The sequence below is a fragment of the Sphingobacterium sp. Mn56C genome, assembly GCF_049319645.1.
Lineage (GTDB): Bacteria > Bacteroidota > Bacteroidia > Sphingobacteriales > Sphingobacteriaceae > Sphingobacterium.
Genome location: NZ_JBMOUC010000001.1, coordinates 126,508 through 139,688, shown reverse-complemented (window position 1 = coordinate 139,688; position 13,181 = coordinate 126,508). Strand labels below are relative to the sequence as shown.

At 40.9% G+C, this 13,181-nt stretch carries 8 protein-coding genes and 1 tRNA gene; 2 read left to right on the top strand and 7 right to left on the bottom strand.

Annotated elements, in window-relative coordinates:
* Nucleotides 1-44: 44 nt before the first annotated feature.
* Both ACL9RF_RS00645 and ACL9RF_RS00640 read right to left on the bottom strand, forming a co-directional pair.
* On the bottom strand, nt 45-1,982 hold the full coding sequence (locus tag ACL9RF_RS00645) for an LTA synthase family protein (protein ID WP_422798663.1): 1,938 nt from the start codon (nt 1,980-1,982) through the stop codon (nt 45-47).
* Between the two features lies 1 nt (nt 1,983).
* The gene (locus ACL9RF_RS00640) at nt 1,984-3,606 is read right to left on the bottom strand and encodes an LTA synthase family protein (protein ID WP_422798662.1); all 1,623 of its coding nucleotides are present in this window, start codon (nt 3,604-3,606) and stop codon (nt 1,984-1,986) included.
* Between the two features lie 105 nt (nt 3,607-3,711).
* On the opposite strand from ACL9RF_RS00640, the gene ACL9RF_RS00635 reads away from it, so the two are divergent.
* Nucleotides 3,712-3,834 carry a hypothetical protein gene (locus ACL9RF_RS00635; RefSeq protein WP_422798661.1) on the top strand — a complete coding sequence of 41 codons (123 nt, stop codon included), beginning with the start codon at nt 3,712-3,714 and terminating at the stop codon, nt 3,832-3,834.
* A 199-nt stretch (nt 3,835-4,033) separates the two neighbouring features.
* The gene (locus tag ACL9RF_RS00630; protein ID WP_422798660.1) at nt 4,034-6,649 is read left to right on the top strand and encodes a valine--tRNA ligase; all 2,616 of its coding nucleotides are present in this window, start codon (nt 4,034-4,036) and stop codon (nt 6,647-6,649) included.
* Between the two features lie 44 nt (nt 6,650-6,693).
* On the opposite strand, the gene ACL9RF_RS00625 is transcribed toward ACL9RF_RS00630, so the two are convergent.
* The 5 genes from ACL9RF_RS00625 to guaB form a co-directional block, all read right to left on the bottom strand.
* Nucleotides 6,694-6,777 (bottom strand) — tRNA-Leu (locus ACL9RF_RS00625).
* Between the two features lie 54 nt (nt 6,778-6,831).
* Nucleotides 6,832-7,710 carry an exopolyphosphatase gene (locus ACL9RF_RS00620; protein WP_422798659.1) on the bottom strand — a complete coding sequence of 293 codons (879 nt, stop codon included), beginning with the start codon at nt 7,708-7,710 and terminating at the stop codon, nt 6,832-6,834.
* Between the two features lie 209 nt (nt 7,711-7,919).
* Nucleotides 7,920-8,513 (bottom strand): hypothetical protein, encoded by a 594-nt coding sequence (locus ACL9RF_RS00615; protein ID WP_422798658.1) that lies wholly within the window; start codon nt 8,511-8,513, stop codon nt 7,920-7,922.
* 71 nt (nt 8,514-8,584) lie between these two features.
* Complete coding sequence (locus ACL9RF_RS00610) at nt 8,585-11,161, bottom strand: phosphoenolpyruvate carboxylase (RefSeq protein WP_422798657.1); 2,577 nt, start codon at nt 11,159-11,161, stop codon at nt 8,585-8,587.
* A 288-nt stretch (nt 11,162-11,449) separates the two neighbouring features.
* Nucleotides 11,450-12,925 (bottom strand): IMP dehydrogenase, encoded by a 1,476-nt coding sequence (guaB, locus tag ACL9RF_RS00605; protein ID WP_422798656.1) that lies wholly within the window; start codon nt 12,923-12,925, stop codon nt 11,450-11,452.
* Nucleotides 12,926-13,181 lie beyond the last annotated feature (256 nt).

The window sequence follows — 13,181 nt, the reverse complement described above, 5'->3', positions numbered from 1 at the left end:
GACTTCCCTACCCCTTGTATCGTTGGCCATCAAGTAGCACTAGCTTATGGTGCTACTAATTTATTATTTATCATGCGCTCATTATACCGCTGGATAAAGCCGTGTAAAGACGCTTCCAAGCTATCCTGAATGGGCTTATCTTTACCCAACAGATTATTTTTTAATAACCTGTCTAGCTTTAGGTTGTACATAGCGGTAGTTTTAACGCCGTCGTTGCTCATATAGTAGTCGCCCTGGAAGAAGTTATAGGTGCCTCCAATATTATTGACTACAAAATTGTTTGTAGCGCTAGAGAATGCGTCAAAACCAAAGGCAAAATATGGTTTTGGGTAATGTAGGTAGTTTAATACGGTGGGCATAATGTCAATCTGCTGCACCAATTTATCCGATACCCCAACTAAATTGCCTCCGGGATAATAAAATATAATGGGTATAGCAAACGAACCGGGTGTATTTTGGTATTCCGGTAGGTAGCTTACGGTAGCATGATCTGCACAGATTACAAATAATGTATTGGCGTACCAGTCGGACTTGGCTGCACGCGCAAAAAATTGCTGTAAGGCATGGTCGGTATACCCTACCGGCTCCTGTACTGGAAGGGGGCCTTTCGGAAACTTCCCGGCATACTTTTCGGGAACCTTAAAGGGGTGGTGTGAAGATAAAGAGAAGAAACTAGCGAAAAATGGTTGCGGCAAATGGTCGATTTTTTCGGCCATGAACTGCATAAATGGCTCATCCCATATCCCCCAGATGCCATCGAAATCTTTATCGTTGTTATATTCATTCTTGCCGTAGTAATGTTTTATGCCGGCCAGTTGGGTGTAGGCCGAGAAGCCCATGCTCCCATTTGGCGCACCATGGAAGAAGGCCGTTTCATACCCCTCATCGCCCAATAATTTAGCAATACTGGTGGTCTTATTACCCGAATATATAGACAATACAAATGGCTCTCCAACGGATGGAATACCAGAAATAACGGAGGGCAGTGCATCTATAGACTTACGGCCGTTAGCATAGGAATGCTCAAAGGTATAGGCGTGCTGAATCAAAGAATCTAAGAAGGGGGTATATCCTTTATAATTACCGTTGTCTATCGCCTTGTTCAGCGCCCCAACATGTTCTTTAGCAAAACTTTCCAGGATTAAAAATACCACATTCAGCTTCTTAAAGGGTAAGGAGTCTTTCGGGCTATGAATCACCGGATAACGTTTATCTAAATCTGCAGCAGTAAAATAATTCTTTTCCTGTAAACGTACGGCCTTCAGCGTTTTCAGCATGCTGAAGGGTGTGTTTAGCACGATGTTCATCTCCTCCGGTGCTTTAACATAATCGCCGGCATTACTCAAGGTAATCGGTCGCGTACTATGCGCCCATCCCCCACGAACACCGCCAATAAAAAGGAAAGCAACCAGTAACAGCCCTACAGTTTGTACCGCATAAAATGGAATACCTATACGTCTTGGGCGCTCCAGCTTGAGTAAGTCATATGTTTTACTCAACCCATAAATCAAGACGATAAACAGCAAAAGCAGGTACCAATAATCGAGCATAAAGTCGACAAATAAAGAGCCTAAGTTCTGCTCGTTCGAAAATTGCCCAAATACGGTTCCCGTGGTGCGCTTTAATGTAAAGGGATAATAGGCATAGTCTACCAAATTTAAACCTATACCTATGCTATTGGTGGTAACAAAAATTACCTTCGTAATCTTCTGATAAAGGCTGTGGTATTTGAGTGGCCATGGTAGGGATAACAATACTATAAATAAAAGATTTATATACAATATGGCTACAATATCAAATTTTATACCGCCCAGTAGCATAGTGCCTAAATCCATGGCACTTACCTGCGGAAATAAGGAAACATTAATCGCATAAAAACCGAGGCGTAAGAGCGCATAGAGCAGCAGCAAGCCAACAAAATATAAACCTAATGCCCCTAGTGTATTCCCTACTCCTCTAAGTTTAATGGCCTTATTTTTCATTTTAATACTTTAAAAAATCTTTGTAAACACCTTGATAATAGGCCTTTGCTATATTTATCAAACTATCCATTTGCCCTACGGGATAATTTGGATTCGACTTATAATTTATGGATTTCCCTATATTATCGAAAGACACCGCCTGATGTGGCGTAACAATACCGAAAGCATCTTTAGAATTGTAGAAGGCTACCTGTGCTGTGGTAGGATTCAGCAGATCACGGCTCCAGGTATAGCGCGCTGTAGGAAGCCCCAGCTGATGCAATAAGGTTGCTGCAACATCGGTTTGATTACCAATACGGTTATAGATTTTACCTTTATAGGCATCTTTCAGCGCTCCACCGAAAAATAACAACGGAATATGAAAGCGCTGCGGATTAGAAAGCTCGTATTTATCAGCAGGCAAACGGTGCCCATGATCGGCAACAACCACAAACAAGGTATTGGCATACCAATCTTGTTTTTTTGCCTTCTCCACAAAATCGTTTAATACAGAATCGGTATAATAGGCTGTACTTCGAAACTTATTGGCATTATTATCGTTGCCAAACTTATAGTGCCCTTTTAAGTCGAACGGCTCGTGATTGATAAGGGTAAAGATCATGGAAAAGAAGGGGCGCTTTTCCTGTGCTAAATCTTGAATCATCCGGTTAAACACCACATCGTCATACACTCCCCAGGAGGATCTTTTTTCATTCAATCCAAAATTAGCCATATCTACAACACGTTCTATACCATGTGTAAGCATATAGGACTTAAAATTATAGAACTCCGATTGACCTCCATGATAAAAGGAGGTGTGGTAACCGGCACTGTCCAGCTCTTGTCCTATGGCCGGCATATTTTCGTGCTTCGATATGTACTTTATAATACTCTCTGGGCCCTGCGCCGGAAAACCGCTCATGACCCCTACCATGCCCTTATCGGAACGGTCGGAAGCAGCATAGATCTGATCAAAAAGTATCCCTTCTTTGATCAGCTTTTCCATATTTGGGGTAATGCCCTTTTCTCCTCCCAAGGACTCTACCAACTGGGCGACAAAACTCTCCAATAGAATAAGAACAACGTTAGGCTTTTGGGTTTTCAATACCTGCACACTGGAGTCGGGATTAGCCGTAAAGGCTGGTTTTATAGCTTCCGCAATTTCGGCATCGTTGCTATAGTAGTTATAGGGGTTTCGTAATAAGGTGCTTTTTCTGAAATAATCCTTCAGCAGGGCCCACTGTGTATTTACGGCGGCATGATTGTAAAATGTTGTTTCCGAAAAATACGCCTTACTCGGATTTAATGGTGCACGCCCATAACCACCACGTATAAAGGTGAAAAGTATCAATACGCCAACCACAAGCTGTATTAGATTGGCGCTTATTTTTTTATAGTTATAAAACCTAACAGATTTAAACATATAGCGGTATAGGAAATAACCACCAATAATACCGGCAATCATGCCTATTATAGGAAGAACGATAGGTGTCGACTCGGCCGAGGCTACGGCACCTGATGGTGATGCCCAGAAAGCATCGATTGCGCGTTTGGAAATTTTATCACCCCACTCCCGGTAAATATTGACATTAATAAAGGAGGTAACAATATAAAACAGCAGTACGATTATAGTATAAACATCCAAAAGCCTGCGTTTTGGTCGCTGTTTTGGAAAAAAACATAGGATGGAATAGACTAAAAACGGTACTACACTAATATATGCGGCAGCAGAAAAATCTAACGATAAACCATGGAAATAAATGTTGAAAATATCGCTAAATTTAGACCAGCCAATTTTGTTGAAAAAGGAAGCAATAAAAAGAAAACGATCAAAAAAACAGATGATAATCCAAAAGAAAAAATAGCGAGTTAAGGCTTTTAACTCATTTACAACATACTCCATATCATTCATTAATAACGTCCAAATTTACACTAATTTACACTTCCATTAAATAAACATTAACATATTTTTAACACTTTGCATATACTAAAACTTTATTTGCACTTATAAAATGGGATTTCACCACATAAATCCGTATTTTTGTACTCTTTTTTAAGCCATATAATAGAACATGAGCATAGCAAAAACTTACAACCCGAAAGAAGCTGAAGACAAGTGGTATTCGTATTGGATGGAAAATGGTTTTTTCCGATCTACACCCGACGAACGTGAACCTTACACGATAGTCATGCCTCCGCCAAACGTCACCGGGGTATTGCACATGGGGCATATGCTGAACAATACAATACAGGATGTGTTAATCCGCCGTGCACGCATGCAAGGAAAAAATGCCTGTTGGGTACCGGGTACCGACCATGCATCTATTGCTACAGAAGCTAAAGTGGTTGCCCTGCTGAAAGAGCAAGGTATTGATAAAAAATCATTAACACGCGAAGACTTCTTAACACATGCCTGGGAGTGGAAAGAGAAATACGGCGGAATAATTTTAAAGCAGTTGGAAAAACTGGGTGCTTCCTGCGATTGGGAACGTACGAAGTTTACCATGGACCCTGATCTTTCTGAAGCGGTAATAGATACCTTTATAAAGTTTTATAAAGACGGATATATTTACCGGGGCGTTCGTATGGTAAACTGGGATCCTACAGGAAAAACAGCCCTTTCCGACGAAGAAGTTATCCGTAAAGAAGTTAACCAGAAGTTGTACTATATACGCTATAAAATTAAAGAGAGCGACGAGCATCTTATTATAGCAACGACACGTCCGGAGACGATTATGGCCGATTCTGCCATTTGTGTTAATCCGAACGACGCCCGTTACGCACACCTTAAAGGTAAAACCGTGCTTATACCATTGGTAGACCGTGAGATCCCTATTATTCAGGATGAGTATGTAGAGATGGAGTTTGGTACAGGCTGTTTGAAGGTTACGCCGGCGCACGATTTAAACGACTACGAGTTAGGACAGAAGCATAATCTTCCGGTTATCGATATCTTAAACGATGATGGTACTTTAAATGATAAAGCACAGATTCTAATTGGTGAAGACCGCTTTATTGCACGTAAAAAAATTGCTAAATTATTAGAAGAAGTTGGGCAGATAGAAAAAATTGAAGATTATAAATCGCAAGTTGGTTTCTCGGAACGTACGGATGCTGTAATCGAGCCTAAACTTTCTATGCAGTGGTTCTGTAAAATGGAGCAGTTAGCAAAACCTGCTCTGGAGTACGTGGAAAATGGAACCATTAAATTGATTCCCGAGAAATTTTTCGCGTCTTACAAACACTGGATGGACAATGTGAAAGACTGGTGTATTTCGCGTCAGTTATGGTGGGGGCAGCGTATTCCAGCCTGGTATAATGAAAATAACGAATGGGTGGTCGCAAAAACCGAAGCTGAAGCCATTGCTGAATTAGAGAAAACAGGAAAATCTACAGCAGGAATACGCCAGGAGGATGATGTATTGGATACTTGGTTTTCTTCTGGATTATGGCCTATGTCGGTATTCGATGGGGTACGTAACCCACAGAACGCGGAGTTTAACTATTATTACCCTACAAATGATTTGGTAACGGCACCGGAGATTTTATTCTTCTGGGTGGCACGTATGATTATTATGGGGCACGACTATACGCAAAAGCCTCCTTTCCGCAATGTATACCTGACGGGAATTGTACGGGATAAGCTGGGCCGTAAGATGTCGAAATCGTTGGGTAACTCACCGGATCCTATTGAACTTATGGATCAGTATGGTACCGATGGGGTACGTGTAGGCATGCTGCTATCCTCGCCAGCAGGAAACGACTTAATGTTTGATGTTTCTTATTGTGAGCAAGGACGTAACTTCGCCAACAAAATATGGAATGCCTTCCGATTGGTAAAAGGATGGGAAACGGTGGATGCTCCTGCAACGGAGGCACAAATTACTGCTGCGACATGGTTTGAAAACCGCTTCAACCAGGCCGTAGCAGAAATTGACGAGCACTTTGCCAACTACCGTCTGTCGGATGCCTTAATGGCGACCTACAAACTGATTTGGGATGATTTCTGTGCTTGGTACTTGGAGCTTGTAAAACCTGCCTACCAAACCCCAATTGAAAAGGAAACGCTGGAACGTGTTAAAGCTCTTTTCTTAAAAGTGTTGACTTTAGCGCATCCGTTTATGCCTTTCTTAACCGAGGAATTATGGCACGATGATATCTTCGGTGAAAGAGACGCCAAAGATTGTATTATTGTGGCACAATTTCCGGAAAAGGCACCTTTCGACGAGCAGCTTATCAAAGAGTTTACATCCGTACAGCAGATTATCTCGGAAGTACGTAGTGTACGTAACAACAAGGGTATATCCCCTAAGGTGGCCCTGCCATTAGCGATTAATGTCTCGGATATTGACTTCACAAAATATCAGGATAGCATTATTAAACTGGCTAATATTTCGGAGCTTACTTTTGTACAGGAGAAAATTACGGGAGCTTTAAGTTTCTTGGCCGGCAAGAGTGAGTGTTACGTGAAACTTGCTGCAGACAACATTGATGTTGAAGCGGAACGCGAACGTATAACCAATGAAATTAATTACCTGAAAGGGTTTTTAGTGTCGGTAGATAAAAAGCTTTCTAACGAGCGTTTTGTACAAAATGCAAAGCCTGAAATCGTAGCCAACGAGAAAAATAAAAAGGCCGATGCAGAAGCCAAAATAAAAATCTTGGAAGAAAGCTTAAGCAGCTTATAAAAATAAAAGCCTGAAAACAATGTTTTCAGGCTTTTATTTTTTTGTACCTAGGAGCAGATTCGAACTGCCACGCCTTTGCAAGCGCCACCCCCTCAAGATGGTGCGTCTACCAATTTCGCCACCTAGGTATTTGGTAAGGCAAAAATATGGCTTTTTTCGAAAGCTACAAGCAAAATTGAACTTTATTTCTTAAAATTCTTGTTTATAAGGGTTTGAATTATCCCATCTGCAAGCCCCAATCGTGGCGCTACAATATTTTTCAAATGCCCGACCTTCATGATGGTCAAAAATATTTCCGAAGCGGGAATAATAACATCAGCCCTATCTGAACGAAGACCTAGTATATGTATCCTATCTTTTAAGGAGAATGCGTTCAGGTGCTCAAAGATGGCTTTCAACTTGGCATAGGTCATCGGTTTGTCGTCGTTGGTATTTGCCAACCGCGATAGCTTATTAATATTCCCCCCCGTGCCAATACCGTAGATATTTTTATACCCTTTGGTGCGCTCTTTAACCCAACGGCGCAACTCATCCCAGGTTTCGGGTTTATCTTGATTGTCCAGGATGCGGATTGTTCCTAAGTTAAAAGATTTAGAATCTATCAATTCACCGTTAGCGAATAGCGATAGCTCGGTGCTGCCCCCACCCACATCGATATACAAGTAAACCTTTGCCTTATCGAGTTTGCTACTTAAAAAAGAATTATAAATAATCTGTGCCTCTATACTACCATCAATAATATCGATTTTTATACCCGCCTTATCGCAGGCCGCCACCACATCAGCCCCATTGTCTGAATCGCGCATGGCCGATGTTGCGCAGGCCATATAGTCGCTAACCTTATAGACGTCCATCAGGTTTCGGAACGCCGTTATTGTTTTTACCATATCCTGAAACTTACCCGTAGAAATGTGCTGATCGATAAAAGCATCATCACCCAAACGCAAAGGGACACGCAATAGCGTATTTTTTACGTAGGTAATTTCATCATCTCTTTCCAAGATATCAGCAATCAATAAACGGACTGCATTGGAACCTATATCTATAGCGGCGTATCTCACGGAATAGTATTTTAGTAATTTTAGTAAAACATTATTTTATAAATCAAGGACAATAATAATACTTAAATATTAAAATCGTGTTAATTAATTGTTACTTATTAAGTTTTACAGGTATAAAATATAAACATCCCTCTTGCAGCCATAAAAAAGAAAAGGCTGCCCAAAAAGAGCAGCCTTTCGTAAAGGATATATTTTTATACAACCATCAATTAATGATGACCGTGGGCTTCTTCTTTACCTCCTAAAGCTTTATACAATTCTGCCGCTTTTGGTAGTTGATCTTTAGCAAATTTCTGCAGATCAGGGTTTGTGTTTACAGTTAAACGGGATAGTTGTTCTTTCACTAAAGCAATTTGGTGCTGTGCATGTTGTACATAACTACCATGCGCTGCTGCTCCTGCATGGGCATGTGCACTATGATCGTGCGCCGCTGTTGTCGTATCTGTGCTGGCAGATTCATGTTGTGGAGCGGCCTCTGTTACTGCAGGCACACCTTTAATCGGAAAGTCTACATGGTACGCTGTAGCTACAGAATCTAACGCAGGTAAAATTTGCTCATAAAAAGCTTTCACTTTTGAAGCGGCATCTTTAGCCGTAGCATCTGCTGATGCATGCGTTAAATCCGCAAGCTGAACACCTGTTTGTGCTGCTTCACCAATTTTATGAATTGCTGCGAAAGCATCTCCATCAACCAATGAAGTATGCGTATATTTCAATTGATTTTCTTTAGCTGTCTTATCAACACAAGAGTTTAGCAAAGTAGCTGCGCAAACTGCTGCAACAAATAAAGTATTTAATTTCATCTCTGTTCTTTTTTTCCGCTACAAAAATATAAAATATATACTATAATTCTCATACAATTAGAGAATAAGTATTAAGCCAGGTTTCTTCCTGCATTCACGACTCCGTATAAGGTACGTCCGATTAGTTTACGGTATACATCTTCCTTCTCTGCCGGCAGCACAGCACTTTTTAGCTTTCGTATAGCGTAATGCTGTATAATAAGTAAGGGAAGAATAATTTTTTCACGTTCTAAAATGGAAGAACGCTCTACCGGATAGTTCTGCATTAAAACATCGGCACCACTTAATTTTAAAAGATAAGCCTTAGTTTTTTCGTACTCATCGTGTAGTATAGTCCAGAACTCCCCAAAGGTCTCATCATCTTTCATGTAGGCCGTAATATTGAAGTTTGACTTGGTCATCGACATCATACAGTTATCAATTAAGGTATTGAAGAAACCGGAGTTTTGATACAGATTACGTACATAAGACCAGAGGTTATTTTCTTCAGCCCATTGCAAGGCTGTTCCTACACCGAAGAAGCCTGGAATATTCTGTTTCAGCTGACTCCAGGAGGTCACAAAAGAAATAGCACGTAGATCTTCTAAACGCAGATCTTTATCGCTATTACGTTTTACCGGACGGCTACTAATGTTTATCGATGCCAAAGACTTCAACGGACTCACCGACTCCAGGTATTTCAAGAATAAAGGATGGTTGCGCAAAGCCAAAAATTTAGCATGGCTCTCCGACGCCATATCATCGATAATCTGCTTTTGCTTATCGGTGAGGGTATCCCCTATCTTTTGCTTCACGTCGGCCATTAATCCGGCATGCAATAGCTGTTCAATATTATACTTTGCTGAGTCAAACGAACCATACTGACTACTGATCGTCTGCCCTTGAATCGTTAACTGAATATGTTTGTTTTCAATCTCGCTACCCATGGAGGCATAGAAACGCTGTGTTTTACCGCCACCACGTGCCGGCGGGCCGCCACGGCCATCAAAGAATACCAGGTCTACATCAAACTCCCGTGCTAATGCTGTAAGCTCTACCTTAGCGCGGTAGATTGACCAATTGGCCATTAGGTATCCACCATCCTTAGTGCTATCGGAGAAACCCAACATAATCGTCTGTTTATTGCCCCTACGCTTCAGGTGTTTGGCATAGTCTTTATTTGTATACAGCGTACGCATTACCGTCGCTGCCCTTGATAGATCGTCTACCGTCTCAAATAAAGGAACAAAGTCTATCGTTAAGGCATCCTTTTTCCATCCGCCCCATAAGAATAGCTGCTTCAGTCCCAAAATATCCGACGCCTGCTGGCAATTGGAAATAATAAAACGCTGCGCCGCTCTTTCGCTTCCCGACTTTTGCACTTCCTTCAGTAAGCGTATTACACCAATGGTATCTTGCACCAAAGGGTCGGCCTGATCATCAAAATCCAATACGGCTTCCGTAAAGGTAAAGGCTTTCTGCTTCGCCTCCTCCGTTCCATTGATGTCTTCAAGTTTAAGGTTTAATTCGGCGCCATATTTTGTTACAAGATATGCCGTAGTTTTACGTAAAATGGAGCTATCCTGGCGGATATCTAAGGTAGTAAAATAACAACCAAAGGTATTTACTTTACGGATAAGGTCTTCTACAAGTTCTACAAAAAGACCATTATGCTGTGTATTGATAACCTCCTTAATAGCTTTTAAATTTTCAATAATTTTTGCTGTCTCGTCGACAGGGTTCTCTATCGGGTTAAAACTATTGTTATATAATAAATGCTGTAGCTCTTCTAAATAGCCTTCAATACCACTAAAAGTTATGCGGCGTTTTACATTTCTGAAATCCCGGTAATAACAGCGGAACAGAATGGTGCGCAGCATAGCGGCCACTTTCTTGGTGCTTTCTACTGTCACATTCGGGTTCCCATCGCGGTCGCCTCCAGGCCAGAATCCGAGCTCGATAAGTTGCTTCACCTCCTCTGCAGGAACCTCCAACTCCTCATCGATCTTCGATTGTATGCTCGAGGTTACTTTATAAAATACATTCTCCAAATACCAGGCTAAGCTTACCGCCTCGTCTACTGGTGTGGGTTTTTGTTTCTTAATAAAGGGTGTTTTACCCAACTGCTGTAGCAAAAGATGGATATTGGAAATATCATTGCTTTTAATGGCTTCAATTAAATCGTTTATAATTGCCAAAACCGGGCCCGGATAAAACTGTGTCGGATGCGCTGTTAAAACCAAACGCACTGAAAAATCTTTTAACTTTTCGACAATCTGTTTTTTCAGGTTCTCGTCGCTATTGGCAAGTTTAAACAAAGAATTTAACCCCTGTGTCTGGTCGGCCTTTCCTACGGATTTAAACGCTGAATCTTCGATGGCATCGAATAGCACCACCTGTCTTTCAATATATTGCACAATACGGAACAACAGGCCCACCTGATCTTCCTCTTGCACATATTGCTTATATTGATCGAAAAAGCTATCTATAATATCCTCCGGAGTTTGCTTTTTACTGACCCCCTCTTCACAATGTGTGGCAAAGAATGGCAAAATAGTCCCGGTATGTTTTACACGTTGAAAGGGTAGCGTTAAGAAAAGACTTTTAAAAAGATCAAATCTCGTCAGTACTTCGTTCTCAAAGAGTGCCTGTTTTTGACTTAATTTCATTATAGTTCGGTCTAAAGTAGTATTAAAGTATAAAAAATGCCTTATTAAAAGCTTTCGAATATACGATTTTCATATTAAAACACTATATTTTTTATAAAAAATATATTTTTATGGCACAAAAAAGAACAATATACAACAGCGACCCCTATAGCATTTAAAAAAATGGTAAATAATAAAAACCAAATAGCGCAAAAAAGGAAGGAGCCTGTGTAGACACCTTCCTTTTTTTGCGCTATTTTCAGGTTTCAAAAACCTGATTTATGCGATGCTGTATACGATTCTTAGCAACTAGCCTCTACTGTTGTAGTTCGGTGCTTCTTTTGTAATCTGAATATTATGTGGGTGCGATTCGCGTAACCCTGCCCCTGTGATACGCACAAACTGTGCATTTTGCAATTGTTTTATACTTCCAGCACCACAGTAGCCCATGGAAGCCCGTAGCCCACCGATATATTGATATACAACCTCGGCTAAGGTACCTTTATAAGGTACACGACCTACAATACCTTCGGGAACAAGTTTCTTAATATCGTCTTCGACATCCTGGAAATACCGATCTTTAGATCCCTTTTCCATCGCCTCCACGGAACCCATACCGCGGTAAGACTTAAATTTACGGCCTTCCAATAGAATAGTCTCTCCCGGCGCTTCTTCCACACCCGCAAAAAGAGAACCCGCCATAATGGTGTCAGCACCGGCAGCAATAGCCTTCGCAATATCGCCGGTTTGTTTAATACCACCATCTGCAATTAAAGGAACACCTGTACCTTTTAGGGCATTTGCAACTTCGTATACCGCATATAATTGAGGAACACCAACACCCGCAATAATACGTGTTGTACAAATAGAGCCCGGACCAATTCCTACTTTAACTGCATCGGCACCCGCCTCCGCTAAATCTCTTGCCGCAGCACCGGTAGCAATATTACCCACAATAACTTGTAATTCCGGATGTCTTGCCTTCACCTCTTTAAGCTTATTGATCACGCCTAAGGAATGTCCATGCGCCGTATCAATCGTTATCACATCTACCCCAGCTTTTACCAAAGCGTCCACACGCTCGATGGTATCTGCAGTAACCCCCACTGCAGCTCCTACCAATAAGCGCCCTAACTCATCTTTAGCAGCATTTGGATAGTGTCTATATTTTTGAATATCTTTAAAAGTAATTAATCCTTTTAAAATGTATGCCTCATTTACGACAGGCAATTTTTCGATTTTATGGTTCTGAAGGATTTCTTCGGCTTTCAATAAATCTGTTCCCTCGGGCGCTACAACCAAATTATCCTTGGTCATTAACTGATTAATAGGACGTGTCATATCCTTCTGGAAACGCAAGTCTCTATTGGTTACTATACCCACTAATTTATTGGACGCATCAACGACAGGAATACCACCGATCTTATGCTCGCTCATAATTTTGAAAGCATCGCCTACCGTAGCATTTTCCAACAACGTTACTGGATCCTGAATCATTCCACTCTCTGAACGCTTCACTTTACGTACTTCTGCTGCCTGCTGCGCTATAGTCATGTTTTTGTGCAACATACCTATACCCCCAGCCTGTGCAATGGCAATCGCCAGATCCGCCTCTGTTACGGTATCCATTGCGGCTGAAACCAAAGGCACATTAAGTTTTATTTTTTTTGTCAGAAAGGTACTGGTATCTACATCGCGAGGTAGAATTTCTGAATATGCTGGAATTAATAATACGTCGTCGTATGTAAGTCCTTCCGCTACGAATTTTTGTGGATCTAATTGCATGGCAAATATGTTCTGGGTTTTCTATTTGCCAGGCAAAATTACAAAAAATTATCGCGTATACAAAAAAATACGTTATTTAATATAATAATGACGCAGAAATTATATTTAATTAATGCAAGGCTAAAAGACAATTATGCCTATCATTTTAAAATTTGACACTGCAACAACATATATGTATATTTTGTTTTCATTAATCAAAATTTTTATACCTTTGCCTTTCTTGGTAAAATATTTTTTATTATCATTAGCAAAAGAA